At 64.8% G+C, this 26,347-nt stretch carries 20 protein-coding genes; 14 read left to right on the top strand and 6 right to left on the bottom strand.

Features of this window, described 5'->3' with window-relative positions; translation table 11 throughout:
* Window positions 1-40 precede the first annotated feature (40 nt).
* Both metG and RMET_RS13890 read right to left on the bottom strand, forming a co-directional pair.
* Window positions 41-2,113 carry a methionine--tRNA ligase gene (metG, locus tag RMET_RS13895; RefSeq protein ID WP_011517339.1) on the bottom strand — a complete coding sequence of 691 codons (2,073 nt, stop codon included), beginning with the start codon at window positions 2,111-2,113 and terminating at the stop codon, window positions 41-43.
* A 345-nt stretch (window positions 2,114-2,458) separates the two neighbouring features.
* Entirely contained in the window at window positions 2,459-3,094 is a 636-nt protein-coding gene (locus RMET_RS13890) for an OmpA family protein (protein WP_008651772.1), read from the bottom strand.
* A 353-nt stretch (window positions 3,095-3,447) separates the two neighbouring features.
* Here RMET_RS13890 and apbC point away from each other — a divergent pair, with 353 nt between their 5' ends.
* From apbC to RMET_RS13820, 14 genes are all read left to right on the top strand, one after another.
* Window positions 3,448-4,536: an iron-sulfur cluster carrier protein ApbC gene (apbC, locus tag RMET_RS13885; RefSeq protein WP_008651774.1), complete on the top strand. Its 1,089-nt coding sequence runs from the start codon at window positions 3,448-3,450 to the stop codon at window positions 4,534-4,536.
* A gap of 18 nt (window positions 4,537-4,554) precedes the next feature.
* On the top strand, window positions 4,555-5,091 hold the full coding sequence (locus tag RMET_RS13880) for a DUF3305 domain-containing protein (protein WP_011517337.1): 537 nt from the start codon (window positions 4,555-4,557) through the stop codon (window positions 5,089-5,091).
* 9 nt (window positions 5,092-5,100) lie between these two features.
* Window positions 5,101-5,709 (top strand): DUF3306 domain-containing protein, encoded by a 609-nt coding sequence (locus RMET_RS13875; RefSeq protein WP_011517336.1) that lies wholly within the window; start codon window positions 5,101-5,103, stop codon window positions 5,707-5,709.
* Between the two features lie 103 nt (window positions 5,710-5,812).
* A complete protein-coding gene (locus RMET_RS13870) occupies window positions 5,813-7,993 on the top strand; it encodes a 4Fe-4S dicluster domain-containing protein (RefSeq protein ID WP_011517335.1) in 2,181 nt (726 codons plus the stop codon).
* Window positions 7,994-8,050: 57 nt separating this feature from the next.
* The gene (locus tag RMET_RS13865) at window positions 8,051-8,692 is read left to right on the top strand and encodes a TorD/DmsD family molecular chaperone (RefSeq protein ID WP_029309742.1); all 642 of its coding nucleotides are present in this window, start codon (window positions 8,051-8,053) and stop codon (window positions 8,690-8,692) included.
* A 140-nt stretch (window positions 8,693-8,832) separates the two neighbouring features.
* Window positions 8,833-9,048, top strand: a complete 216-nt coding sequence (locus RMET_RS13860) for a hypothetical protein (RefSeq protein WP_008651781.1) — start codon at window positions 8,833-8,835, stop codon at window positions 9,046-9,048.
* A 72-nt stretch (window positions 9,049-9,120) separates the two neighbouring features.
* Window positions 9,121-12,198, top strand: coding sequence for a molybdopterin-dependent oxidoreductase (locus RMET_RS13855; protein WP_011517333.1), 3,078 nt, complete (start codon window positions 9,121-9,123; stop codon window positions 12,196-12,198).
* A gap of 14 nt (window positions 12,199-12,212) precedes the next feature.
* Window positions 12,213-12,893 carry a formate dehydrogenase FDH3 subunit beta gene (gene fdh3B, locus RMET_RS13850; RefSeq protein WP_011517332.1) on the top strand — a complete coding sequence of 227 codons (681 nt, stop codon included), beginning with the start codon at window positions 12,213-12,215 and terminating at the stop codon, window positions 12,891-12,893.
* Window positions 12,890-13,123, top strand: a complete 234-nt coding sequence (locus RMET_RS13845) for a hypothetical protein (protein WP_011517331.1) — start codon at window positions 12,890-12,892, stop codon at window positions 13,121-13,123. The genes fdh3B and RMET_RS13845 overlap by 4 nt, the downstream gene beginning before the upstream one ends.
* Window positions 13,124-13,142: 19 nt before the next feature.
* On the top strand, window positions 13,143-14,336 hold the full coding sequence (locus RMET_RS13840; protein ID WP_011517330.1) for a formate dehydrogenase subunit gamma: 1,194 nt from the start codon (window positions 13,143-13,145) through the stop codon (window positions 14,334-14,336).
* Window positions 14,337-14,433: 97 nt separating this feature from the next.
* Complete coding sequence (locus RMET_RS13835) at window positions 14,434-15,009, top strand: superoxide dismutase family protein (RefSeq protein ID WP_011517328.1); 576 nt, start codon at window positions 14,434-14,436, stop codon at window positions 15,007-15,009.
* A gap of 62 nt (window positions 15,010-15,071) precedes the next feature.
* Complete coding sequence (locus RMET_RS13830) at window positions 15,072-15,908, top strand: formate dehydrogenase accessory sulfurtransferase FdhD (protein WP_011517327.1); 837 nt, start codon at window positions 15,072-15,074, stop codon at window positions 15,906-15,908.
* A 123-nt stretch (window positions 15,909-16,031) separates the two neighbouring features.
* Window positions 16,032-16,598, top strand: coding sequence for a dCTP deaminase (dcd, locus tag RMET_RS13825; RefSeq protein WP_008646296.1), 567 nt, complete (start codon window positions 16,032-16,034; stop codon window positions 16,596-16,598).
* Between the two features lie 159 nt (window positions 16,599-16,757).
* Window positions 16,758-19,022 carry an arginine/lysine/ornithine decarboxylase gene (locus tag RMET_RS13820; protein WP_008646295.1) on the top strand — a complete coding sequence of 755 codons (2,265 nt, stop codon included), beginning with the start codon at window positions 16,758-16,760 and terminating at the stop codon, window positions 19,020-19,022.
* 135 nt (window positions 19,023-19,157) lie between these two features.
* Here the strand turns inward: RMET_RS13820 and RMET_RS13815 are convergent, their stop codons facing one another.
* The 4 genes from RMET_RS13815 to ppc form a co-directional block, all read right to left on the bottom strand.
* Window positions 19,158-20,882 carry a TRAP transporter large permease gene (locus RMET_RS13815; RefSeq protein WP_008646294.1) on the bottom strand — a complete coding sequence of 575 codons (1,725 nt, stop codon included), beginning with the start codon at window positions 20,880-20,882 and terminating at the stop codon, window positions 19,158-19,160.
* On the bottom strand, window positions 20,882-21,424 hold the full coding sequence (locus RMET_RS13810; RefSeq protein WP_011517326.1) for a TRAP transporter small permease subunit: 543 nt from the start codon (window positions 21,422-21,424) through the stop codon (window positions 20,882-20,884). Before RMET_RS13810 ends, RMET_RS13815 begins: the two co-directional genes overlap by 1 nt.
* A 207-nt stretch (window positions 21,425-21,631) precedes the next feature.
* A complete protein-coding gene (gene argH / locus RMET_RS13805; RefSeq protein ID WP_011517324.1) occupies window positions 21,632-23,041 on the bottom strand; it encodes an argininosuccinate lyase in 1,410 nt (469 codons plus the stop codon).
* A 228-nt stretch (window positions 23,042-23,269) separates the two neighbouring features.
* A complete protein-coding gene (ppc, locus tag RMET_RS13800) occupies window positions 23,270-26,299 on the bottom strand; it encodes a phosphoenolpyruvate carboxylase (protein ID WP_011517323.1) in 3,030 nt (1,009 codons plus the stop codon).
* Between the last annotated feature and the right edge of the window lie 48 nt (window positions 26,300-26,347).

Genomic DNA, 26,347 nt, shown 5'->3' with positions numbered 1-26,347 from the left:
GGGGAGACCGCCGGCACGCGGGCCGGGAGGCGGCTACCGGTTAGCGGATACGCATGCCGGGCACGGCGCCGCTGTGCGGTTCGAGGATGTACAGACCCGGGTTGGCCTTTTCATCCGCGGCCGATGCAGCCAGGACCATGCCTTCGGACATGCCGAACTTCATCTTGCGCGGTGCCAGGTTGGCCACCACCACGGTCAGCTTGCCCACGAGTTGCTCGGGCGTGTAGGCCGACTGGATGCCCGAGAACACGTTGCGCGTCTTGCCTTCGCCCAGGTCCAGCGTCAACTGCAGCAGCTTGTTCGAACCTTCGACCTTGTCGCACGCCACGATCTTCGCCACGCGCAGGTCGATCTTCGCGAAGTCGTCGATCGTGATCGTGTCGGCAACCGGCTCGATGGCCGAGGCGCCTGCTGCGCCAGCTTCGGCGGCCGGCGCTGCAGCCTGCAGCGAGTCGCGGTTTGCTGCCAACAGCGCATCGATCTGTTTGACATCCACGCGCGTCATCAGGTGCTGGTACGGCTGCACCGGTCGGTCGGCGGAAAGCTGCTTGTCGATGGCGCGCCAGTCGAGCGGATCGACGTTCAGGAAACGCTCGACGCCAGCGGCCATGGTCGGCACTACCGGCTTCAGATAGATCGTCAGCAGGCGGAAGGCTTCCAGCGACACCGAGCAGGCGGCGTGCAGCGCATCGCGCTTGCTTTCGTCCTTGGCCAGTTCCCACGGCTTGTTGGTGTCGACGAACGCGTTGACCGCGTCGGTCAGTTCCATCACCAGACGCAGTGCCTTGCTGTACTCGCGGCCTTCATAGTACTGGGCCAGTTGCGGTGCGGCCTGGCGCAGTTGCTCCAGCAGCGGGTTGGCCAGCGCGGCCTCGTTCACCTTGCCGTCGAAGCGCTTGACCAGGAAGCCGGCGGCGCGGCTGGCGATGTTCACGTACTTGCCGATCAGGTCGCTGTTCACGCGGGCGACGAAGTCGTCCAGGTTCAGGTCCAGGTCTTCCATGCTCGCATTGAGCTTGGCGGCGAAGTAGTAGCGCAGCCATTCCGGGTTCATGCCGGTATCGGTATAGCTCTGCGCGGTGATGAACGTGCCACGCGACTTGCTCATCTTGGCGCCGTCGACGGTCAGGAAGCCGTGCGCGAACACGTTGGTCGGGGTGCGATAGCCCGAGAAGCGGAGCATCGCCGGCCAGAACAGCGTGTGGAAGTACAGGATGTCCTTGCCGATGAAGTGGTACTGCTCTGCCGTCGAGTGCGGGCCGACCCAGGCGTCGAAATCGATGCCGCGCTTCTCGGCGAGGTTCTTGAAGCTCGCGTAGTAGCCGATCGGGGCATCGAGCCACACGTAGAAATACTTGCCCGGCGCGCCGGGGATCTCGAAGCCGAAGTACGGGGCGTCGCGCGAGATGTCCCAATCGGACAGCGTCGAGGCTTCGCCTTCGGCACCCAGCCATTCCTGCATCTTGTTGCTGGCTTCAGGCTGGGCCAGATCGGCCACCCACTCGCGCAGGAACGTTTCGCAGCGCGGGTCGGAAAGCTTGAAGAAGAAGTGCGTCGACGACTTGCGCACCGGCGTTGCCCCGGAAACCACCGAGTACGGATTCTTCAGATCCGTCGGGACATAGGTTGTGCCGCAAACTTCACACGAATCGCCGTACTGGTCCTTGGCGCCGCACTTCGGGCACTCGCCCTTGATGAAGCGATCCGGCAGGAACATGTTCTTGACCGGGTCGTAGAACTGCTCGACGTCGCGCTCGGTAATCAGATCCTCGGCCTTCAGGGCCAGGTAGATCTTCTCGCAAAGCTGGCGGTTTTCTTCGGCGTCGGTGCTGTAGTAGTTGTCGAACGACACCAGGAAGTTGTCGAAGTCGCGCTTGTGTTCGGTCCAGACGCGGTCGATCAGCTGCTTCGGGGTGATGCCTTCCTTTTCGGCGCGCAGCATGACCGGGGTGCCGTGGGTGTCATCGGCGCCCACGTAATAGACCTCGTTGCCCATCATGCGCTGGAAGCGCACCCAGATGTCGGTCTGGATGTACTCCACCAGGTGGCCGATATGGATCTGGCCGTTGGCATATGGCAGGGCGGAAGTGACGAGGATGCGGCGTGCTGTCATGAAAAGAGCCGTTCAGAGGGGTTTTGCGCCAGGAGCGCCGGCGGTGACCGGCAGGAGGCACGGGGGTAAAGGCGCTATTTTAGCAATTGCCCCGCGTCGGTGCGCGGTTTGCGTGTGGATTGGGCGCGAACGGGGGGCGAACTTGGGCCGAATTGGGGCGAATATCGCCGAAAACAGCCCGGAAACCGTTAATTCACGAGGCAAATGGGCAAAAAAAAGCGCCGGTTAGTCACCGGCGCAGCTTTCCACAACGGAAAAGGAGGAGAAATCAGGTACCGCCCGGGAGGTCAGCCACCCATCGCGAGCCAGCAACGGTGGCAAGCGGTACCTGAACTCTATGACTGGTCACCCAGAAATTGGTTTCAAGAAAATTTCGACGCGACGATTTTGGGCACGGCCAGCCTCGGTCGAATTGTCCGCGACGGGCTGGGTTTGGCCCCGGCCTTCGGCGCTCAGGCGGGTCCGGGCGACGCCACGGTCACCCAGGTAGCCAGCCACGCTCTGGGCGCGGCGTTGCGAGAGCTGCATGTTGTATTGCGGGTTGCCGGTGCTGTCCGTATGGCCAACGACGTTGGCCGACACGTCCTGATGCTGCGCTAGCGTCTGGGCCACCTGGTCGAGCACGTTGCGGAACGACGGCTTGATCGTCGAGCTGTCCGTGTCGAACGTGACCTGGCTCGGGATGTTGACCTTCAGGGAGCCGTCCGGCTGCTCGGTGATCTGGGTGCCGGTGCCCGCGGTGTCCTTGTTCAGCTTGCCGCGGATAGCATTCCAGTTGTAACCGGTGGCGCCGCCGAGCGCGCCGCCCACTGCCGCGCCGACCAGCGTGCCAGTGGTGTTGCCGCCGATCAGGTTACCGATCCCCGCGCCTACCGCCGCACCGACTCCGGTGCCGACCGCCGTATTGGTCTGTTGTTCGGTGGCGCAACCCGCCAGGGCCGCAGCCGCGACGAGCGAGACGGTGACGAGCTTGAAATTCATGCTTTCTCCTTCTGGTGATTCCCGTAAATGTTTTGCCAAAGCCATCCTGCATGTTAACGCCTGGCGCGTAATGCCGCCCACTGGCAGTACAACTTTCATGATGCAATCAAAAACACTCAGGACGATCCCGCATACCGCCTGTCGGCACGCGGGATCCCAAGATTGGCGCACTACAATAGGCATATGGCGGCGCGTGCACAAGCCCGAGACTGTGAGAGATGTAATTGTCTGTAATTCCGCACTCGGCAAAGGGGTTTCCCGGCGGCGCGGGCCACAAGACCATATCGTGTGGGCGACTTTGTTAGCATTGCGTGCCTCAACCCCACATATCCATATTAGAAGCGGAGTCTGTCTTGAGTCTCACCATTGAACAGGTAACCGAAGTCCTGCGGACCGTGATCGACCCCAACACGGGCAAGGACCTCGTGTCCACGCGCTCGGCGCGTAACGTGCGGGTCGATGGCGGTGACGTTTCCGTGGAAGTGGAGCTCGGATACCCCGGCAAGAGCCAGTTCGAGCCCATCCGCAAGCTCGTGATCGGCGCCCTGCGCAATCTGCCGGGCGTAACCAACGTCAGCGTGGCGATGTCGATGAAGATCGTCGCCCACGCGGTGCAGCGCGGCGTCAAGCTGCTGCCGGGCGTGCGCAATGTGATCGCCGTGGCCTCTGGCAAGGGCGGGGTGGGCAAGTCCACCACCGCCGTGAACCTGGCGCTGGCGCTGGCCGCCGAAGGCGCGCGCGTCGGCATGCTGGACGCCGATATCTACGGCCCGAGCCTGCCGATGATGCTGGGTATCGACGGCCGACCCGAGTCGACCGATGGCCAGACCATGGAGCCAATGGAGGGTCATGGCCTGCAGGCCAACTCGATCGGTTTCCTGATCGAACAGGACAATCCGATGGTATGGCGCGGCCCGATGGTCACGTCGGCCCTGGAACAACTGCTGCGCCAGACCAACTGGCACGACCTGGACTACCTGATCGTCGACATGCCCCCGGGCACCGGCGACATCCAGCTCACGTTGTCGCAGAAGGTGCCCGTCACGGGCGCCGTGATCGTGACGACCCCGCAGGACATCGCCCTGCTCGATGCCCGCAAGGGCCTGAAGATGTTCGAGAAGGTCGGCATTCCGATTCTCGGCATCGTCGAGAACATGGCGGTCTACTGCTGCCCGAACTGTGGCCATGTCGAACACATCTTCGGCGAAGGCGGCGCGGAGCGGATGAGCACCGAGTATGGCGTGGACCTCCTGGGCAGCCTGCCGCTGAACCTGTCGATCCGCGAGCAGGCCGACTCCGGACGCCCGACCGTCGTGGCCGAACCGGACAGCCCGATCTCGACGATCTACCGCGAAGTGGCGCGCAAGGTGGCGATCAAGGTTGCCGACAAGACGCGCGACATGAGCAACAAGTTCCCGAGCATCGTCGTTCAGAACACCTGACCTTCACCGGAGTCCGCCGTGGACCAACCCGCTGTTCCCGAGCCGGAAGCCTTGCCCGCTGGCAGGCCGTCGGTGACGATGGCGGTGGTCATGCGCCGCGTTGCGCTGACCAACCGCTGGCAACCCTGGAAGTGGGAGCTCGATGCCGTGCTGCCGGATCTCGGCGAGTTCGGCACGGCGCCGAAGCGGCTCGACGCGGACGAGCACGGTGAGCACTGGGCGCATCCCGGCTATGCGGTCACGCTGTACCGCGACGAGGGCGAGGGCTACTACCTGAACCTGACCTCCACCGCGCCATGCTGGTTCGTGCTCTGGCGCATGGCCGAGGAGCCCGACGAGGATGGCGAGACGCGCCCGGTGCCGGTTACGGTGAGCCTGTCGTATAACGAGGCGGGGCGCTGGCTCGACGCAGGCGAGAACGTCGAGAACGTGCCGCTGGAGCCGGAGCAACGCGCGTGGCTCCAGGCGTTCACGGACCAGCACTATCGGCCCGAACCCAAGAAGCGGCGCCGGCCGGAATCTTTCAAGGCGCCCGAAGAACGTGCGCGCTATTGAGGGATTGCGATGAGCGACGGCGATAGCTCCTTCCTGTCCCGCTGGTCGCGCCGCAAGGCGGCGGTCCGCGAGGGCAAGCCCGTGCCGGAGGAACAGGTACAGGAACAGGTACAGCCGCCGGCTGTGTTGCCGTCTTCCACCGCGACATCGCCGGATGTGACAGCGGCTGTTCCAACGCCCGCCGCATCCGCTGTACCCATGCCGACGCTTGCGGACGTGGCCGTGCTACGCCCGGGCGATAACATCGCCCGCTTCGTGGCACAGGGGGTCGACGAGTCCGTCAAACGTGCGGCATTGAAGACCTTGTTCGCCGATCCGCACTTCAACGTGATGGACGGGCTGGACACTTACATCGACGACTACAGCAAGCCCGACCCGATCCCGCCCGAGATCCTGCGCAGGCTGCGGCAGTCGGAGACGCTGGGGCTTTTCGATCCGGTCGAGGAGGCCGAAGACGTCGCGGAAGTCGAAGAGGCGGGCAAGGCAGGAAAGGCCGTGGATGACGCGGCGGCTTCGCAGGCACCTCAACCCGGGCAGGGTCTGCAGGCAGCAATGGTCGAGGAGCCCACGGCCTCGTCCGAGCCGGACGAAGATCCCGCTGCGGACAAACACGCGTAGCCGCTGACCCGGCACGGGCCTAGAATAGGCCACTCCCACAAATCCGCCGACGCATGATCCTTCCGCGACGAGAAGGCGCGCATCGGCCGCTGCGCAAGTCCAAATGCCGACGCTGATCTGCAATTGCAATGACACCATGCCGCTCGACGGCGCGGCGCTGGCCAAAGCCAGTGGCGGTAACCAGGATGCGACGCAGGGCACCGCGCCGCTGAAGGTGCATCGCCTGCTGTGCCGCCGCGAGATTGGCGATTTCCGGAAGGCGCTCGATGGCACGGACGACGTGATCGTCGCGTGCACGCAGGAAAGCCCGCTGTTCACCGAAGTGGCCGCGCAAACGGCCAGTGAGCAAGGTGTGATGACCGCGCCGGTCCGCTTCGTCAACATTCGCGAGACCGGTGGATGGTCGGCCGGGGCGCGGCGCGATCCGGCCACGGCCAACGCCAAGATTGCCGCGCTGCTTGCGGTGGCGGCGTTGCCCGATCCCGATCCGGTGGCCACGGTCGATTACCGCTCCGAAGGCACGGTACTGATCATGGGACCTGCCGCTCGCGCACTGCCGTGGGCGGGTCGCCTCAGTGAGGCGGGGCTCGATGTGACCGTGCTGCTGGGCCAGGCCGACGGCGTGGTGGGTAGCGGCGCGAACCCGGCGGATCGCGCGTGGCCGGTTCACAGTGGCAGGCTCGCGTCGCTGACCGGCTGGCTGGGCACGTTCACTGCCACCTGGGAGACCGGTGCCGGCAAGAGCAATCCGATCGACCTGGATCTCTGCACGCGCTGCAACGCCTGCATTGCGGCGTGCCCCGAGCAGGCGATCGACTTCAGCTACCAGATCGACCTCGACCGTTGCCGAGATCATCGCGAATGCGTGAAAGCGTGCGGCGCGGCGGCGGCTATCGATTTCGATCGCCCGGCTGCGACCGAATCGGGCCGGTTCGACATCGTTTTCGATCTCAACGATTCACCGGCTTTCACGATGCATCAGCCGCCGCAAGGCTATCTGCATGCGGGGGGTGACGTGGCGCGCCAGTACGCGCTGGCACTAACCGCGCAGCAGTTGGTCGGCGAATTCGAGAAGCCGAAGTTCTTCCGCTACAAGGAAAGCGTCTGCGCCCACGGCCGCAACCAGACCACGGGCTGCACGGCTTGCATCGACATCTGTTCGACGCAGGCGATCAGTTCGCACTGGCGCGACGGCAAGGGCCGTATCGAGGTCACGCCGAACCTGTGCATGGGCTGCGGCGCGTGCACGACGGTTTGCCCGAGCGGTGCCATCAGCTATGGCTACCCTGGCCCGGAGACGTTTGGCGAACGCCTGCGCACGCTGGTGACCACTTACAGCCGTGCCGGCGGCCGTGATGCCGTATTGCTGATCCACGGCGCGGAGCACGGTACGTCAGCCATCCTCGCGCTGGGTCGCGCCGCGCGGGCCGGCCAGGCACGGGGCGTGCCGCCGAACGTAATTCCGGTTTCGGCATTCCATCCGGCCTCGACGGGCATCGAGTTGTGGCTGGCTGCCCTGTGCTGGGGTGCGGGCGGCGTGGCCGTGCTGCTGACTGGCGACGAAGCGCCGCAATACCGTGCGGCGCTGCTTGAGCAGATGGCCGTGGCCCGGACGATCCTGGAAGGCTTCGGCTATCGTGGCCAGCGGCTGGCGCTGGTCGAGGCGAGCGACGTTGCCGGGCTCGATGTGGGGCTGGGCGCGATTTCCACGCCGGCCGAACCGCTGAGCCCGCTGCCCGTCGCGGGATTCCGCGCCGCGCTGGCCAAGCGCGAGACCCTGGATTTCGTTGTGGATCACCTGGCGCGCAATGCTCCGGTGCCCGCCGAAACGATGGCGCTGCCTGCGGGCGCGCCGCTTGGGGCCGTGCAGGTCGACACCGCCCGCTGCACCCTGTGCATGGCCTGCGTGGGCGCGTGTCCGACGCAGGCACTGCGCGACAACGCCGAGCGGCCCGTGCTGGCCTTTGTCGAGCGCAACTGCGTGCAGTGCGGGCTGTGCGAGAAGACTTGCCCCGAGGACGCGATCACGCTGGTGCCACGCTTGCTGGCGGGCGATGCCGCGCGCCGGCCCGTCACGCTCAACGAGACCCAGCCGTTCCATTGCGTCCGTTGCGGCAAGCCATTTGGCACGGCGCAGATGGTGGAATCCATGCTGGTCCGACTGGCTGGCCACCCGGCGTTTGCCGGCGCGGCGGCTGAGCGGCTGAAGATGTGCAGCGACTGCCGGGTCATCGACATGGTGGAAAAGGATAGCGGCGCCGCCACGGGCGCGACGCTGCAATAAGGCAGCGCACGGGATAGCGCGCTACAGAAGGGATAAACGGAAGGGATGCATCACGATATGAGCGATTTCCAGCCGATTCAGCTTACCGCCCAGACACCGGCGCACGGCGAGCCCGATCCCGAGGACACCGCGCGCGCCGATCTTTATGGTCTGCTGGCCACGCTGTTCTATCAGGCGCCCGATGCGACGCTGTTGCACCATATCGCGGCCAATCGCGCGTCAGGTGCAGATGCCGATACCGTGCTCGGTCGCGCGTGGAATACGTTGTGCGACGCAGCATCGATCACGACCGCCGTGGAAGCCGCGGACGAGTACGCGCAGTTGTTCGTCGGCGTCGGCAAGCAGGAGATCTTTCTCTACGGCTCGTTCTATCAGGCCGGCTTTCTCAACGAGCGGCCATTGGTGGCATTGCGTGACGATCTGGCCCGCTACGGGCTCACGCGGCACGATAACGTCAGCGAAACCGAGGATCACGTGGCCGCGCTGTGCGAGGTGATGCGCTATCTCGTGGCCGGCGATGATCTCGCGGTGTCGAATCTCGGCGAGCAGCAACGCTTCTTCGCCCGGCATCTGCAGCCTTGGGTGGACCGGTTGTGTGACGCCCTAGAGAACCATCCGCGGGCCCGCTTCTACCGCAGTGCCGCAGGACTGTTACGCGCGTTTTGCAGCGTCGAGGCTGTCGCGCTCGAGATGCACTGAGCGGGGGCGCGGTCGGGGTTTGTCCGATATTTACCGATTTTGCGGCCGCGCGCGTGGTCATTCGGTGGTGTTGCAACTAGAATATGCAAAACACGTCATAAATAAATCATCCATCGGTACGGCATAGCCGAGGAGTCCTCATGGAAGATAAACAACCCCGGGTCGCACGTCGCACCTTTCTGGCGGGTGCCGGCGTGGTTGCCGCAGCCGGCGCCGCCGTTGTGGCCACGCGCGGACAGCCCGCGCTTGCCGAGGCCGTCGCCGCTAAGGCCGAGCCCGCCGATCCCGCGCCGGGCAGTGATGGCTACCGGGTCTCCGCACATATCCGCAAGTACTACCGGACCACGCTGGTTTAGGCATGTTGCCCCGGGCGTGCTGGCGCGCGCCCGAGTTGTCGCACACGCCAACCGCTCTGATCGAGGCAAGCCATGACCCCCCTGACCCGCAAACGTGCGAACAACGGCGCGAACGACGGCGCCAACCATCGCGCGGACCACGGCCAGACCGGCCGGCTCACCAGCCGGCTCGCTGATTCCAGTTCGCAATCCCAGTCCCAGTCCCAGTCATCCGGACGTCTGTCCGCGCGCCTTGCCGCAGGCCTGGCCGGCGCCATGCCGACCATGGACCGTCGCAGCTTCCTCAAGCGTTCGGGCATCGGCGTGGGCGCGGGGCTGGCCGCCACGCAACTGACGATGATGCGTCGCGCCGATGCCGACGACGGCAAGGGCGGCGCAGGCGGCAAGGGCGATATTGTCGTGCGCCGCACTGTCTGCGGCCATTGCTCGGTGGGTTGCGCGGTCGACGCGGTGGTGCAGAACGGCGTGTGGGTGCGGCAGGAGCCTGTGTTCGATTCGCCGATCAACCTGGGCGCGCATTGCGCCAAGGGCGCCGCGCTGCGCGAGCATGGTCACGGCGAATACCGGCTGAAGTACCCGATGAAGCTGGTCAACGGCAAGTACCAGCGCATCTCCTGGGATCAGGCGCTCGACGAGATCAGCGCGAAGCTCAAGCAGATCCGCCAGGAAACCGGACCGGATTCGTTGTTCTTCATCGGCTCGTCCAAGCACAGCAACGAGCAGTCCTACCTGCTGCGCAAGTGGGTCTCGTTCTTCGGCACCAACAATACCGACCACCAGGCGCGCATCTGCCACTCGACCACCGTGGCCGGCGTGGCGAACACCTGGGGCTACGGTGCGATGACCAATTCGTACAACGACATGCAGAACGCCAAGGCGGCGCTGTATATCGGTTCGAATGCGGCCGAGGCGCATCCGGTGTCGATGCTCCACCTGCTCCACGCCAAGGAGAGCGGCTGCAAGGTGATCGTGGTCGACCCGCGCTATACGCGCACGGCGGCCAAGTCCGATCACTACGTCCGTATCCGCTCGGGCACCGATATCGCGTTCCTGTTCGGCGTGCTGTACCACATCTTCCAGAACGGCTGGGAAGACAAGAAGTACCTGTCCGACCGCGTCTACGGCATGGACAAGGTCAAGGAGGAAGTGCTGGCCAAGTGGACGCCGGACAAGGTCGAGGAAGTCTGCGGCGTGCCCGAGGCCGAAGTCCGGTACGTGGCCGAGACGATGGCGAAGAACCGTCCGTCCACGCTGGTCTGGTGCATGGGCCAGACGCAGCACACGATCGGCAACGCCATCGTGCGTGCGTCGTGTATCGTGCAACTGGCGCTCGGCAACATCGGTGTGTCGGGCGGCGGCGCCAACATCTTCCGTGGTCACGACAACGTGCAGGGCGCCACCGACGTGGGGCCGAACCCGGATTCGCTGCCGGGCTACTACGGCCTGGCTGCCGGCGCGTGGAAGCACTTCGCGGCGGTCTGGGGCGTGGACTACGAATGGATCAAGAAGCAGTTCGCCTCGCAGGCGATGATGGAGAAGTCCGGCACCACGGTGTCGCGCTGGATCGACATCGTCACCGAGAAGCCGGAACTGATCGACCAGGACCACAACGTGCGTGGCGTGTTCTTCTGGGGCCATGCGCCGAACTCGCAGACGCGCGGCCTGGAGATGAAGCGCGCGCTCGACAAGCTCGACCTGCTGGTCGTGATCGACCCGTATCCGTCGGCCACGGCCGCCATGGCCAACATGCCGGCGACCGAAGGCGATACCCCCAACCCGAACCGTGCCGTGTACCTGCTGCCGGCCTGCACCCAGTTCGAGACCTCGGGTTCGTGCACGGCGTCGAACCGTTCGCTGCAATGGCGTGAGAAGGTGATCGAGCCGCTGTTCGAGTCGATGCCCGACCACGCGATCATGCAGGCGTTCGCCGAGAAGCTGGGCTTTGCCAACGAACTGTCGAAGAACTACAAGCTGGTTGAGGTCAAGCGCGCCGGGCGCACGTGGCGGGAGCCCGAGACCGAATCGATCCTGCGCGAGATCAACGCCGGCAACTGGACCATCGGCTACACGGGCCAGTCACCCGAGCGGCTGAAGGCCCACATGCGCAACATGCACATGTTCGATGTGCGCTCGTTGCGCTGCAAGGGGGGCAAGGACCCGGTCACCGGCTATGACATCACCGGTGATTACTTCGGCCTGCCATGGCCGTGCTACGGCACGCCGGAGCTGAAGCACCCGGGCTCGCCCAACCTCTACGACACCAGCAGGAACGTGATGGACGGCGGCGGCAATTTCCGCGCCAACTTCGGTGTGGAGCGTGACGGCGTGAGCCTGCTGGCGGCCGACGGATCGCACTCGCTGGGCGCGGACATCACTACCGGGTATCCGGAATTCGACGCGGTGCTGCTCAAGAAGCTCGGGTGGTGGGACGAACTGACCGACGCCGAAAAGAAGGCGGCCGATGGCAAGAACTGGAAGACCGACCTGTCGGGCGGCATCCAGCGCGTGGTGATGAAGAACCACGGCTGCCACCCGTTCGGCAACGCCCGCGCGCGGGCCGTGGTCTGGAACTTCCCGGACCCGATCCCGCAACACCGCGAGCCGCTGTACTCGACGCGCCCGGACATGGTCGCCAAGTACCCGACCCACGACGACAAGATGGCCTTCTGGCGCCTGCCCACGCTCTACAAGACCGTGCAGCAGCGCAACATCGAGAACAAGGTCTACGAGAAATTCCCGATCATCCTGACCTCCGGCCGTCTGGTCGAGTACGAGGGCGGTGGCGAGGAAACGCGCTCGAACCCGTGGCTGGCCGAATTGCAGCAGGAGAACTTCGTCGAGATCAACCCGAAGGCGGCATCGGAACGCGGCATCCGCAACGGTGACTACTGCTGGGTCAAGACGCCGACCGGCGCCAGGATCAAGGTGCGCGCGCTGGTGACCGAGCGCGTGGGCGTGGATACGGCGTTCATCCCGTTCCATTTCTCTGGCTGGTGGCAGGGCAAGGATCTCAAGCCCTACTACCCGGAGGGCGCCATGCCGATCGTGCGCGGGGAGGCGGTGAACACCGCCACCACCTACGGCTATGACTCGGTGACGATGATGCAGGAAACCAAGACCACCGTTTGCCAGATCGAGCGGTTCGCATAAGGACGGAGACGCAAATGGCCCGCATGAAATTCATCTGTGATGCCGAGCGTTGCATCGAGTGCAACAGCTGCGTCACCGCCTGCAAGAACGAGCACGAGGTGCCCTGGGGTGTGAACCGGCGCCGCGTGGTGACGGTCAACGACGGCGTGGTCGGCGCGGAAAAGTCGATCTCGGTGGCGTGCATGCATTGCTCCGATGCGCCGTGCATGGCGGTCTGTCCGGTCGATTGCTTCTATCGCACCGAGGACGGCGTGGTGCTGCACGACAAGGATGTTTGCATCGGCTGCGGTTACTGCTCGTACGCCTGCCCATTCGGCGCGCCGCAGTTCCCTAGCGAAGGTACCTTCGGCGTGCGCGGCAAGATGGACAAGTGCACGTTCTGCAACGGCGGCCCGGAAGCCAACGGCAGCGAGGCAGAGTTCGAGAAGTACGGTCGCAACCGCCTGGCCGAAGGCAAGCTGCCGCTGTGCGCGGAAATGTGTTCGACCAAGGCGCTGCTCGGCGGCGATGGCGACGTGATTGCCGACATCCTGCGCAATCGCGTGATCAAGCGCGGCAAGGGCGGCGACGTCTTCGGCTGGGGCACCGCCTATGGCGGCGTCAAGGCGCAGCCGGCAGCGGGCACGCCGCCCGCGGCGCCGGGTGCCGCACCCACGGCGCCTGCCGCGCCAGCCAGCGAGGGGAGCGCATCATGAACCGCGCGCTACTGATTGCCCTGAGCCTTGCGGGCCTGCTGATCGCCGGCTGCGGCGAGAAGGCGCAGACATCGACCGCTTCGTTCAAGAAATCGGATACGCCGGCCTGGCAGGGCGCCCCCGGCGATCCGTTCGTCGCCAAGGGATGGACGCCGGGTGACAGGGATAGCTGGGTGCGCCAGATCCATGAGCGCAACCAGTACCAGAACGAGTACAACAAGACGCCGTGAGCGCCGGCAAGGAGGGCTTATGACGCGGCTTTCACGTACAGGACGGTGGCTAGCCGGCGCGCTGATGACGCTGGCGATGGCCGGCGCGTTCGCGCAGGCGCCAGCTTCGGCACCGCAGGCGCAACAGTCCGCCACGCAGTCCGCCACACAGTCCGATAACGCAAACAACCCGGCCACGCACCCCGCGCAGCCGTTCGCGGGCATTGCGAGCGAGAACATCTTCAATGTGCCGCGCCGCGACATGGCCGCCGAGGCGCGTGCGCAGCAGGAGCGTTCGCAGACGCAGCCGGGCAACAATGCGCCGGTCTGGCGCGAGGCGAACTCCGACCAGCCGAACTACAGCAGCCTGCCGGCCAAGGAAGCTGGTGTGCTGATCCAGCGCACGGGTCAGAAGTGGCGTCTGTTCCGCAATGGCGTGATCACGGTGTGGGGTGGCTGGCTGGTGTTGATCGTGCCGCTGGCGATCCTGGCGTTCTTCGCCTGGCGGGGCACGATTCCGCTCAAGACACCGCGCACGGGCCGCATGATCGAACGCTTCACGCCGCTGGAACGCATCGTGCACTGGACCATGGCGATCTCGTTCTCGATCCTGGCGATCTCGGGCCTCGTGATCCTGTTTGGCAAGCACGTCCTGCTGCCGATCTTCGGCCATACGCTGTTCGGATGGCTCACGTACATCCTCAAGAACCTGCATAACCTGAGCGGGCCGGTGTTCACGGTTGCGATCGTCGTTGCCTTCGTGCTCTTCGTGCGCGACAACCTGCCCAGCCGCGACGACCTGACGTGGATCGCGCGGGCAGGGGGGCTGCTCACGGGCAGCCACGTGCCGAGTCACCGTTTCAACGCCGGCGAAAAGCTCTGGTTCTGGGTCGGACTGGTCTTTTTTGGGCTGATCCTGTCTGCGTCGGGGTGGGTGCTCGACATGATCGTGCCGGGCCTGGAGTACTACCGCGCCACGATGCAGATCGCCAACGTCATCCACGCGATCGCCGCGGTGCTGATGATCGCGCTGGCCTGCGGCCATATCTACATGGGCACGATCGGCATGGAAGGCGCCTACCGCGCCATGCGCGATGGCTACGTGGACGAGGCCTGGGCCCAGGAGCACCACGAGCACTGGTACGACGATATCAAGGCCGGCAAGATCCCCGCGCAGCGTTCCACACCGCCGGAGGACGCGGGCCGTAGCCGCCAGCGTCCGGGGCAGGCTTGATCATGTGCATTGGCACGGCGTTGCAGTTTGCGGCAGTCGTATGTGCAGGTCAGGCGTACAATCGCCCGGGCTTTTAACCGCAAGAGGAGGGCTCGGCATGAAACGTGTACTTTTCGGTTTGACGATGGGCGCTGCCGCACTGGCTGTGGCGGGTTGCTCGAGCTGGGGCTGGGGTTCGTCCAGCAGCAGTAGCAGCAGTGGCACGGCGGCAACCAGCGCGTCCACGAAGGCCGCCGCAGCGCTGAGCCCCAAGAGCGGCACGAATACCGCGGGACGCGTCACGTTCGACCAGCAGGCGGGCGGTGGCGTGATGGTGGTGGTATCGGTGACCGGCCTGCCGCCAGGCACGACACATGGCTTCCATATCCACGAGAAGGGTGACTGCTCCGCGCCCGACGCGATGAGCGCGGGTGGGCACTTCAACCCGGCAGGCAAGCCGCATGGCCAGATGACGATGCCCGATCATCATGCCGGCGACATGAACAACCTCGTCGCGGACTCCAGCGGCAACGCGCGCGTGCAGTTCATCATGCCGGACGTGACCGTGGCACCCGGCCCGAACAGCGTGGTTGGCCGCGCCGTCGTTGTCCACAAGGATGCCGACGACTATCGCACCCAGCCCACCGGCAACTCGGGCGGCCGCATCGCCTGCGGTGTGATCGCCGCCTCCTGATCCCTCCAGATAGCATCCGCTGTAGCTGGCCCGACCTTCGGAAGGGCCAGCCCGCCTCCCACATGTCACTGCGCCCCGAACTGACCCATGCCAGCGTACCCCTGATCGAAGAGGTGGCTGTCCTCGACGAGCAAGGCAGGGAACGTCCGGCCTGGCTGCCAGGCGAGCGCCCGCTGACGGTCTATCTGGACAAACGCGAACTGGTCACGCTGATGACGCTGGGCGGCGCGCCGGAGCATCTCGTCCTGGGTTATCTGCGCAATCAGCGACTGGTGGAGTCGATCGAGCAGATTGCTTCGGTCCAGGTGGACTGGGAAACCGAGTCGGTGGCAGTGACCACCCGTTCGGGGGTCGATCGCATCGAGGAGCGCACCGCGCGCCGCGTGGTGACCACGGGCTGTGGGCAGGGCACGGTGTTCGGTTCGCTGATGGACGAGGTCGACACCATCGCGCTGCCCCCGGACGCCCGGCTCGACCAGGAAACGCTGTACGCGATCGTCGATACCATCCGGCTTCAGCAATCGGTCTACAAGCAGGCCGGCTCGGTTCACGGCTGCGCCTTGTTCCGGGGCAGCGAGTTGCTGACCTTCGTCGAGGACGTGGGCCGCCACAACGCCGTGGATGCCATCGCCGGGTGGATGTGGCTCGAGGACATGAGCGGCGCCGACAAGATTTTCTACACCACGGGCCGACTGACGTCGGAAATGGTCATCAAGGGCGCCCAGATGGGCATTCCGTTCCTGTTATCGCGTTCGGGTGTGACGCAAATGGGTTACCAGATGGCCAAGCGTGTCGGAATGACGCTATTCGCGCGCTGCACCGGCAAGCATTTCCTGCTCTACACAGGGCGGGAGCGGTTCCGCCACACACCGACCGAAGCGCTGGTACCGGCGGTCTAGGAATTCCGCTGCGCGGCACCAGATCGCAACAGAAGCCGGAACAAGAGCGCCAGAAGCGATTGGTTGTACAATGCGCCCCAATCCAGCGGCAGCCCGCCGCCCGACTTTTCCGCCCACGCCTTTATGAGCATCAAATCCGACAAGTGGATCCGCCGCATGGCGGAGCAGCACGGCATGATCGAACCGTTCGAGCCCGGCCAGGTACGGGAGTCGGACGGCCGCAAGATCGTGTCCTATGGCACGTCGAGCTACGGCTACGACATCCGCTGCGCCGACGAATTCAAGATCTTCACGAACATCAACAGCACGATCGTCGATCCGAAGAACTTCGACGAGAAGTCGTTCGTGGACTTCAAGGGCGATGTCTGCATCATCCCGCCGAACTCGTTCGCGCTGGCCCGCACGATGGAATACTTCCGGATTCCGCGCAGCGTGCTGACGATCTGCCTGGGCAAGAGCACCTATGCCCGCTGCGGCATCATCGTCAACGTGACGCCGTTCGAACCCGAGTGGGAAGGCTATGTGACGCTTGAGTTCTCCAACACCACGCCGCTGCCCGCCAAGATCTATGCCGGCGAAGGCTGCGCGCAGGTGCTGTTCTTCGAGAGCGACGAGATCTGCGAGACCTCGTATGCCGACCGTGGCGGCAAGTACCAGGGCCAGCAGGGTGTCACACTGCCGAAGACCTGATCGCATTACAATGCCGGCGTCCGTCGCCGGGGGCGCCGCCGGCCATGAACCGGTCAGGCGTCAGACCTGACGAAAGAGCCACATGCCGCCGTTTGCGGGGAACTCCCCGCCGGCCATGTGGCTCAAGTTCTTTCCAAGCACGCTCATCAAGGATGCCCGATGAAATTCCGCTTCCCCGTCATCATCATCGATGAAGACTTCCGCTCCGAGAACATCTCCGGCTCGGGCATTCGCGCGTTGGCCGAGGCCATCGAGAATGAAGGCATGGAAGTGATGGGTCTGACCAGCTATGGCGACTTGACGTCGTTCGCCCAGCAGTCCAGCCGGGCATCCACGTTCATCGTGTCGATCGACGACGACGAGTTCGTGCGCGCCGACGATCAGCCCGAAGCGGCCGCCATCGAGAAGCTGCGCGCGTTCGTGACCGAAGTGCGTCGCCGCAACACGGATCTGCCGATCTTCCTGTATGGCGAGACGCGCACGTCGCGCCATATTCCGAACGACATCCTGCGCGAGCTGCACGGCTTCATCCACATGTTCGAGGACACCCCCGAATTCGTGGCGCGCCACATCATCCGCGAAGCCAAGGTCTACCTGGATTCGCTGGCCCCGCCGTTCTTCAAGGCGCTGATCGACTACGCGCAGGACAGCTCGTACTCGTGGCACTGCCCGGGGCACTCGGGCGGCGTGGCGTTCCTGAAGAGCCCGGTGGGCCAGGTGTTCCACCAGTTCTTCGGCGAGAACATGCTGCGCGCCGACGTCTGCAACGCGGTCGAGGAACTTGGCCAGCTGCTGGACCACACCGGCCCGGTGGCGGCGTCGGAGCGCAACGCCGCGCGCATCTTCAATTCCGACCACATGTTCTTCGTGACCAACGGCACGTCGACGTCGAACAAGATGGTCTGGCACGCCAACGTGGCGCCGGGCGACATCGTGGTGGTGGACCGTAACTGCCACAAGTCGATCCTGCACGCGATCATGATGACGGGCGCAATTCCGGTGTTCCTGATGCCGACGCGCAACCACTACGGCATCATCGGCCCGATTCCGAAGAGCGAGTTCGACCCGGAGACGATCCGCAGGAAGATCGAGAACCATCCGTTCGCGAGCAAGGCGAAGAACCAGAAGCCGCGCATCCTGACGATCACGCAGGGTACGTACGACGGCGTGCTGTACAACGCCGAGCAGATCAAGGAAATGCTGACGTCGGAAATCGACACGCTGCATTTCGACGAGGCATGGCTGCCGCACGCGGCGTTCCACGATTTCTATCGCGACATGCACGCGATCGGCCGTGACCGTCCGCGCAGCAAGGACGCGCTGGTGTTCGCCACGCAGTCCACGCACAAGCTGCTGGCCGGCCTGTCGCAGGCCTCGCAGATCCTCGTGCAGGATTCGGAAACGCGCAAGCTGGATCGCTACCGCTTCAACGAGGCGTATCTGATGCACACCTCGACGAGCCCGCAGTACTCGATCATTGCCTCGTGCGACGTGGCCGCGGCGATGATGGAAGCGCCGGGCGGCACCGCGCTGGTCGAGGAAAGCATCCAGGAAGCGCTGGACTTCCGCCGTGCCGTGCGCAAGGTGGAAGCCGACTACGACGTCGCCAACAATGGCGACTGGTGGTTCAAGGTGTGGGGCCCGGACGCGCTGGCCGAAGACGGCATTCCTGACCGCGAAGAGTGGATGCTCAAGGCCAACGAGCGCTGGCATGGCTTCGGCGATCTGGCCGATGGTTTCAACCTGCTGGATCCGATCAAGGCCACGATCATCACCCCGGGCCTCGACGTGGACGGCGAGTTCAGCGAGCGCGGCATCCCGGCGGCAATCGTCACGAAGTACCTGGCCGAGCACGGCATCATCATCGAGAAGACGGGTCTGTACTCGTTCTTCATCATGTTCACGATCGGCATCACCAAGGGCCGCTGGAACTCGCTGGTGACCGAGCTGCAGCAGTTCAAGGACGACTACGACCAGAACCAGCCGCTGTGGCGCGTGCTGCCCGAGTTCGTGGGCAAGCACCCGCAGTACGAGCGGCTGGGCCTGCGTGATCTGTGCGACGCGATCCACAGCGTCTACAAGGCCAACGATGTGGCGCGCGTGACCACCGAGATGTACCTGTCGGACATGGAGCCGGCGATGAAGCCGTCGGATGCCTGGGCGATGATGGCGCATCGCGAAATCGAGCGCGTGCCCGTCGACGAACTGGAAGGCCGCGTGACCGCGATCCTGCTGACGCCGTACCCGCCGGGCATTCCGCTGCTGATCCCGGGCGAGCGCTTCAACCGCACGATCGTGAAGTACCTGAAGTTCGCGCGCGAGTTCAACAAGCTCTTCCCGGGCTTCGAGACCGACATCCACGGCCTGGTCGAGGACGAGGTCGATGGCCAGAAGGCGTACTTCGTGGATTGCGTGAAGCAGTAAGGCTTCACAGCAAGGCTTCATTCGATCCAAACAAAAACCCCCGTGCCGTGAGGCCGGGGGTTTTTTGTGTCTTGCGTGATCTGTGGGGAGAGGGAGAGGGTCAGCGCATCACCCTCCAACCCCACTTCAATCCAGCTACTTGCTTTTCTCGAACTGGAACGAAGGCGCCACCGGTTCACTCGAGTCGCCGCCGCTCGGCAACTCCAGCGTGCCGGGCGAGGACGCCCCCCCGGGCTTGCCATCGTCCTGTCCGCCAAGCGGGATACTGACCTCGGCGGAATTACTGTGTTTGAGCGATCCCTTGTCGAGCAGGCCAGTCACCATGCCCGGCCAGAACATCACCAGCAGCACCATGACGAGCTGCAGGCCCACCCACGGCAGGGCACCCCAGTAGATGTCCGAGCTCTTGACTTCCTTCGGGGCGATGCCGCGCAGGTAGAACAGCGCGAAGCCGAACGGCGGGTGCATGAACGACGTCTGCATGTTCACGCACAGCATCACGCCGAACCAGACCAGCGCGGCCGTGGCGGCGGCTTCGGGGTTGCCGCCCATCGAATCGGCTACCACCGGGGCCAGCACCTTGACCGCAACCGGCGCCAGCATCGGCACGACGATGAACGCGATCTCGAAGAAGTCGAGGAAGAACGCCAGGAAGAAGATGAACAGGTTCACCACGATCAGGAAGCCGATCCAGCCGCCCGGTAGCGAGGTGAACAGGTGTTCCACCCATGCGCCGCCGTCCACGCCCTGGAACACCACCGAGAAGCAGGTGGATCCAATCAGGATGAACACGACCATGGCGGTGATGCGCGCGGTGGATTGGTAGGCATCCACGATCAGCAGCCGCAGGTCGGTAAGCTGGCCGGCGCGGATCAGGAGCCACAACACCACAAGGTAGGCAATCGCCAGCGGGATGCGGAACGCATGCGAGCCGAATGCGAAGACGCCCACCGCAGCGGCCACCAGCGTTGCCAACAGGCCCAGCCGATAGATGTTGCGGTCGATCTTGTTGAAGCCCTTGTCGCGGATCACGGCCAGCACCAGCGCGCCAACCGCGCCCATCGCTCCGGACTCGGTCGGCGTGGCGATGCCGAGCATGATCGTGCCGAGCACCAGGAAGATCAGCACGGCGCAGGGGATGATGCCGCGCAGGCAGGTACGCCACAGCGCCCAGCCGCGCAGCGTGCGCGCTTCTTCCGGCACCGGCGGCAGCCAGTCTGGTTTGATGCGGGTCAGCACGAAGGTGTAGAGCGCGAACAGCGCGATCTGGATCACCGACGGGCCCCACGCGCCCAGGTACATGCTGCCGACGTCGGCGCTACCGGCCGGGGTCTTCAACTGGTCGGCCAGCACCACCAGCACCAGCGACGGCGGCACCAGCTGGGTGATCGTGCCCGATGCGGCCAGCACGCCCGTGGCGTACTTCATGTTGTAGCGGTAGCGCATCATCACGGGCAGCGAGATCATGGCCATGGCGATCACCTGCGCCGCCACCGTGCCGGTGATCGCGCCCAGGATGAAGCCGACGATGATGACCGAGTAGCCCAGGCCGCCACGAACCGGGCCGAACAACTGGCCCATCGAGTCGAGCATGTCCTCCGCGAGTCCGCATTTCTCCAGGATCGCGCCCATGAAGGTGAAGAACGGAATCGCCAGCAGCAGTTCGTTGGACAGCACGCTGCCGAACACGCGGCTTGGCACGGCCTGCAGGAACTGCACGGGGAAGTAGCCCCATTCGATGGCCAGGAAGCCGAAGGCCAGACCCACGGCCGACAGCGAGAATGCGACCGGGAACCCGATCAGCATAAATACCACCAAGCCGCCGAACATGAGCGGCGGCATATATTCCAATGGAATCATTATTGCACCGGCCTTTCGTATTTCGATTCGATGCGCAGCAGGCCCTGCAGGGCGGCGAAGCGCTTGATCAGTTCGGAAATCCCCTGCAGCGTGAGCAGGGCAAAACCGATGGGCACGACGAGCTTGATCGGATAACGGGGCAGGCCGCCCGAATTGCCCGATTGCTCGAGGATGCGCCACGAAGGCAGGAACAGCGATTCCCACGACAGCCACGTGAACAGGATCGTGGAAGGCAGCAGGAAGACGACGATGCCGAAGATGTCGATCCAGTGCTGTGCGCGCTCGGACACGTTGCCGTAGATCAGATCCACACGCACGTGCTCATTGCGCTGGAACGTGTACGACGCACCGAACATCACGGCAATGGCAAACATGTACCACTGCAACTCCAGTGGCCAGTTGTCGCTGAGGTTGAAGCCGTAGCGGAGCAGGGCGTTACCTGCGCTGATCAGACACGACAGCAGGATCATGATGTTTGCAAGCCTGCCCGTATGCTGATTCAACCTGTCGATCTGTCGTGACAGACCAAGCAAGTAATTCATGGGTTGTCTCCCCGGTTTTTGCGCCAAATAGTGTATCTGTCACAATTTGTAAGGGCGCTAGGGGATTGTCCTAACAGGCGGACATGGCGTGGGTTTTCTTCTCTTTCTGTCCTTTCCCGCGCTTGGCCGGGCGGAGAAAACGGGAAACAAAAAAGCCGCTGGCCTGACGGCACAGCGGCTTTTTTACGACAGAGACTTACGCGAAACTTACAGCGCCTTGCGTGCGGCGGCGATGGCGGCGCGTACCTGATCCGGCGCGGTGCCGCCGATATGGTTGCGCGATGCCACCGAGCCTTCGAGCGTCAGCACGCTGTGTACGTCGTCGCCAATCAGCGAGGCCTTGTCGCCCAGACCCGAGACTTCGCGCAGTTGCTCGACAGTCAGGTCGGCCAGGTCGCAGTGGCGGTCGTCGCAGGCGCGCACGGCGTGGGCCACGGCCTCGTGCGCGTCGCGGAACGGCAGGCCGCGCTTGACCAGGTAATCGGCCAGGTCGGTGGCGGTGGCGTAGCCCTGCAGCGCGGCGGCGCGCATGTTGTCCGGCTTGACGCTGATGCCGGGCACCATGTCGGCGAAGATACGCAGCGTATCGACCACGGTATCGACCGTATCGAACAGCGGCTCCTTGTCTTCCTGGTTGTCCTTGTTGTACGCCAGCGGCTGGCCCTTCATCAGCGTCAGCAGACCGGTCAGGTGGCCGTACACGCGGCCAGTCTTGCCGCGGGCCAGTTCGGGCACGTCCGGGTTCTTTTTCTGCGGCATGATCGAGCTGCCGGTGCAGAAGCGGTCGGCGATGTCGATGAAGCCGACGCGCGGGCTCATCCAGATCACTAGTTCTTCAGAGAAGCGCGAGACGTGCGTCATGATCAGCGATGCGGCGGCCAGGAATTCGATCGCGAAGTCGCGGTCGGACACGGCGTCGAGCGAGTTGCGGCACACGCCGTCAAAGCCCAGTTGTGTGGCCACGAACTCGCGGTCGATCGGGTAGCTGGTGCCGGCCAGCGCGGCGGCACCCAGCGGCAGGCGATTCACGCGGCGGCGGCAATCGGCCATGCGCTCGGCATCGCGCGTAAACATTTCCACATAGGCCATGAGGTGATGGCCGAACGTGACCGGTTGGGCCACCTGCAGGTGGGTGAAGCCGGGCAGGATCGTGTCGGCGTTCTTCTCGGCCAGGTCGAGCAGCGCGCCGCGCAGGTCGCCCAGCAGGCCGACGATGCTGTCGATCTCGCTGCGCAGCCACAGGCGGATGTCGGTGGCCACCTGGTCGTTACGCGAACGGCCCGTGTGCAGGCGCTTGCCGGCGTCGCCCACGAGGGCGGTCAGGCGCGCCTCGATGTTCAGGTGCACGTCTTCGAGGTCCAGCTTCCACTCGAACGCGCCGGACTCGATCTCACCACGGATCTGCGTCATGCCGCGCTCGATCTCGGCGCGGTCGGCTTCGGCGATGATGCCCTGCTTTGCCAGCATGGCCGCATGGGCCAGCGAGCCCTGGATGTCGAACAGCGCCAGGCGCTTGTCGAAGAAGACCGACGCGGTGTAACGCTTCACCAGATCGGACATCGGTTCGGAGAAGCGGGCGGACCAGGCTTCGCCTTTCTTGGCTAGTTGGGAGGTCATGGCGGGGCAGGGCGGGAAAACGGAAACGGCGATTATATCGCCAGCGGCGGGCAGAACTGCTGCGGACCGGTTCCCCCCTCCCGCACGTGGGAGAGGAGTCAGGGGAGAGGGCAGGCCGTGCAAGGCACGTTAGCCGCATTCAGGGCCGCCGCACCCTCTCCCCCGCCCCTTCTCCCGCTTGCGAGAGAAGGGAGAAAACCGGCGGATACGGCACATGTCAGCGACGGATCAACCGCTATTACGCAACCCGGCCGCCACCCCGTTGATCGTCAGGTGGATCCCGCGTCGCACGCGCACGTCGTCGCCATCCTTGCCGGCCCGGTACCGCTTGAGCAGTTCCACCTGCAGGTGGTTCAGCGGATCCAGGTAGGCAAAGCGGTTCTTGATCGAGCGCGCCAGCAGCGGGTTGTCAGCCAGTCGTTCCTGCCGGCCGGTGATCAGTCCGAGCATGTCACTGGTCAGGTGCCATTCGGCACTGATGCGTGAGAACACGGCCTTGCGCAGCGCGGTGTCCTCGCACAGCCCCGCGTAGCGTGACGCCACGGCCAGGTCGGTCTTGGCCAGCACCATATCCATGTTCGATAGCAGCGTGCTGAAGAACGGCCACGACTTCACCATCCGCTTCAGCGTGGCCACCGTGGCCTTGCGCGACTTCTCGTCCGGCGCGGCGTCCAGCAGGGCCTGCACGGCACTGCCGAAACCGAACCAGCCCGGCAGCAGCAGACGGCACTGGCCCCACGAGAAGCCCCATGGAATCGCCCGCAGGTCTTCGATGCGGCGGTGCTTCTTGTCCATCAGCTTGCGCGATGCCGGCCGCGATCCGAGGTTCAGGTCCGCGATCTCGGTGATCGGGGTCGTGGCGAAGAAGTAGTCCTTGAAGCCCGGGGTCTCGTAGACCAGGTCACGGTACGCGGAGAACGCATGGTCGGACAGCTGTTGCATGACGCCTTCGAACGTCGCCAGGTCCTTCGGCGCGTTCTGGGTGGGCAGCAGCGATGCTTCCAGCGTGGCAGCGATCACCGTTTCCAGGTTGCGCCGGCCGATCTCGGCATTCGCGAACTTGCTGTTGATGATTTCGCCCTGTTCCGTCAGGCGGATCTGGCCGTTCACGGTGCCGGGTGGCTGCGACAGGATGGCCTGATAGGTCGGGCCACCGCCGCGACCCACCGTGCCGCCCCGGCCATGGAACAGGCGCAGCTTCACACGGCGTTCCTCGAACAGCTTCACCAGCGCCAGTTCGGCCTTGTAGAGCTCCCAGTTCGACGTCAGGAAACCGCCATCCTTGTTCGAATCCGAATAGCCGAGCATCACTTCCTGCTCGACGCCATGGTGGGCGATCACCGAATCGAAGCCCGGCAGATCCAGCAGCGACTCCATGATGCCGGCCGCATTGCGCAAATCCTCGATGGTTTCGAACAGCGGGATGACCATCAGCTCCATGCGCGCCGGATCGGTCTTGCTGCCCAGCGTGCCGCGCAACATGCCGGCTTCCTTCTGCAGCAGCATCACCTCGATAAGGTCGGACAGCGTCTCGGTGTGCGAGATGATGTAGTTGCGCGCGATGCGGGCGCCATAGCGGGCGCGCAGGTCGCGGGCCATCGCGAAGATCGCCAGTTCGCTGCGTGTCTGTTCCGAGTAGTCGTGCCACGGCAGCGTCAGCAGGCGCGGCTGGCGCAGTTCAGCCAGCAGCAGCTCCAGCTTGCGTGCTTCCGGCAGCGCAGCGTAGTCGGACTCGATGCCGGCCGTCGCGAACAGTTCGGCGATCACGGCCTCGTGCACGTCAGATACCTGACGCATGTCGATCGAGGCCAGGTGGAAGCCGAAGACCGCGATCGCGCGCACCAGCGCGTCGACGCGGCCGCGCGCCAACGCCTCACCATGATGGGTGCGTAGCGAATCGACCACGATCTGCACGTCGGCCGCGAATGCTTCGGCGTTCTCATAGGGGGCGACGTCGGCCACCGGATGGCGTTGCGCGACATGGCCAGTCAGCAACTGCGAGGTGGCGGCCAGGCGCGCGTACATACCGATCAGCGCGCGGCGGTAGGGTTCGTCCGCACGGTGTTCGGAGTGGTCCGGTGAGGCTTCGGCCAGCGCCAGCAGTTCGGGGCTGGCATCGACCATCAGCGACGACAGCGGCAGCTCGGCGCCCAGCGCGTGCAGTTCATCGAGGTACCAGTCGAACAGCAGGGTGGCTTGCTGGCGCGCCGCGTGCTCGAGGGTTTCGGCCGTGACGTTGGGGTTGCCGTCGCGGTCGCCGCCGATCCACGAGCCCATCTGCAGGAACGGCGCCAGCGGCGCGGGCGTGGCGCCGGTCTTGGAACGGCGCGGGAAGACTTCGGCGATGTCTTCCTCCAGCTCGGCCATCAGGCGCGGAATTCCCTGGAGGAACGTGGTGCGGTAGTACGAGAGCGCGTTCTCGATTTCATCGACCACCATCAAGCGCGTGTTCCGCAACATGCGGGTCTGCCACAGCGTGGTCACGCGTGCGCGGAGCTGGGCCGTGTTGTGGTCGCGCTCGCGGGTGGTCATTGGCAGGTCGCGCTCGGCCAGCAGGCGCGCGATCTCGCGCTCCGCGTCCAGGATGCTCTTGCGCTGGACTTCGGTCGGGTGCGCGGTCAGCACCGGCATGATCAGCGCGTCGTCAAGGAATTCGCGAAGTTGCTTGCCAGTCACGCCGGCGGCGTCAATGGCCTGCAGCGCGCGCGACAGACTGCCCGGCTGCGGCGGCGATCCGGCCAGTGCGTGCACCCGGCGGCGGCGGTTGTGGTGCTGGTCTTCGGCGATATTGGCCAGATGCGAGAAGTAGCTGAAGGCGCGCACCACCGAATTGGTCTGGTCGCGCGACAGGCGTTTCAGCAGGCGGTCGAGTTCGGTGCCGGCGGCGCGGTCGTTCTCGCGCCGGAAGCGCACTGCGGTCTGGCGAATCGTCTCGACCAGGTCGAACGCGGCATCGCCTTCCTGCTCGCGCACGCAGTCGCCCAGCAGGCGGCCGAGGAAGCGGATGTCCTCGCGCAGCGGCAGGTCCTTGTCGGCGGTGCGGCGGGCGGGGATAGTGGTGGCCGCGGCGGTTGGGGCGGCGCCCTTGGCGGCCACGACAGCGAGCTTTGGCCTGGCTGCCGCTTTGGTGCGGGGTTTCGTGGCTTTCGGGGTCTTGGGGGATGCGCCTTCGGGGTCAAGCTGGCCTGAGGCTGGCGTAACAGACTTGCGGCCGGTAGAGCGTGAACGGCCGGTGGGGCGCGCAGCAGGCTGCGTCATCAACAATCTCCTCTTTATCGCTTCGTAGCTTTTCTATATTGACCGGCC

It is taken from the genome of Cupriavidus metallidurans CH34 (assembly GCF_000196015.1).
Classification (GTDB): Bacteria; Pseudomonadota; Gammaproteobacteria; order Burkholderiales; family Burkholderiaceae; genus Cupriavidus; species Cupriavidus metallidurans.
This window is presented reverse-complemented; position numbering and strand designations above follow the sequence as displayed.

Bases quoted from the DNA above. Each gene is read 5' to 3' on its own strand.
- metG (WP_011517339.1), bottom strand. From the start codon at position 2,113: ATGACAGCACGCCGCATCCTCGTCACTTCCGCCCTGCCATATGCCAAC.
- RMET_RS13890 (WP_008651772.1), bottom strand. From the start codon at position 3,094: ATGAATTTCAAGCTCGTCACCGTCTCGCTCGTCGCGGCTGCGGCCCTG.
- RMET_RS13875 (WP_011517336.1), top strand. From the start codon at position 5,101: ATGAGCGACGGCGATAGCTCCTTCCTGTCCCGCTGGTCGCGCCGCAAG.
- RMET_RS13870 (WP_011517335.1), top strand. From the start codon at position 5,813: ATGCCGACGCTGATCTGCAATTGCAATGACACCATGCCGCTCGACGGC.
- RMET_RS13865 (WP_029309742.1), top strand. From the start codon at position 8,051: ATGAGCGATTTCCAGCCGATTCAGCTTACCGCCCAGACACCGGCGCAC.
- RMET_RS13860 (WP_008651781.1), top strand. From the start codon at position 8,833: ATGGAAGATAAACAACCCCGGGTCGCACGTCGCACCTTTCTGGCGGGT.
- RMET_RS13855 (WP_011517333.1), top strand. From the start codon at position 9,121: ATGACCCCCCTGACCCGCAAACGTGCGAACAACGGCGCGAACGACGGC.
- fdh3B (WP_011517332.1), top strand. From the start codon at position 12,213: ATGGCCCGCATGAAATTCATCTGTGATGCCGAGCGTTGCATCGAGTGC.
- RMET_RS13845 (WP_011517331.1), top strand. From the start codon at position 12,890: ATGAACCGCGCGCTACTGATTGCCCTGAGCCTTGCGGGCCTGCTGATC.
- RMET_RS13840 (WP_011517330.1), top strand. From the start codon at position 13,143: ATGACGCGGCTTTCACGTACAGGACGGTGGCTAGCCGGCGCGCTGATG.
- RMET_RS13835 (WP_011517328.1), top strand. From the start codon at position 14,434: ATGAAACGTGTACTTTTCGGTTTGACGATGGGCGCTGCCGCACTGGCT.
- RMET_RS13830 (WP_011517327.1), top strand. From the start codon at position 15,072: ATGTCACTGCGCCCCGAACTGACCCATGCCAGCGTACCCCTGATCGAA.
- dcd (WP_008646296.1), top strand. From the start codon at position 16,032: ATGAGCATCAAATCCGACAAGTGGATCCGCCGCATGGCGGAGCAGCAC.
- RMET_RS13820 (WP_008646295.1), top strand. From the start codon at position 16,758: ATGAAATTCCGCTTCCCCGTCATCATCATCGATGAAGACTTCCGCTCC.
- RMET_RS13815 (WP_008646294.1), bottom strand. From the start codon at position 20,882: ATGATTCCATTGGAATATATGCCGCCGCTCATGTTCGGCGGCTTGGTG.
- RMET_RS13810 (WP_011517326.1), bottom strand. From the start codon at position 21,424: ATGAATTACTTGCTTGGTCTGTCACGACAGATCGACAGGTTGAATCAG.
- argH (WP_011517324.1), bottom strand. From the start codon at position 23,041: ATGACCTCCCAACTAGCCAAGAAAGGCGAAGCCTGGTCCGCCCGCTTC.
- ppc (WP_011517323.1), bottom strand. From the start codon at position 26,299: ATGACGCAGCCTGCTGCGCGCCCCACCGGCCGTTCACGCTCTACCGGC.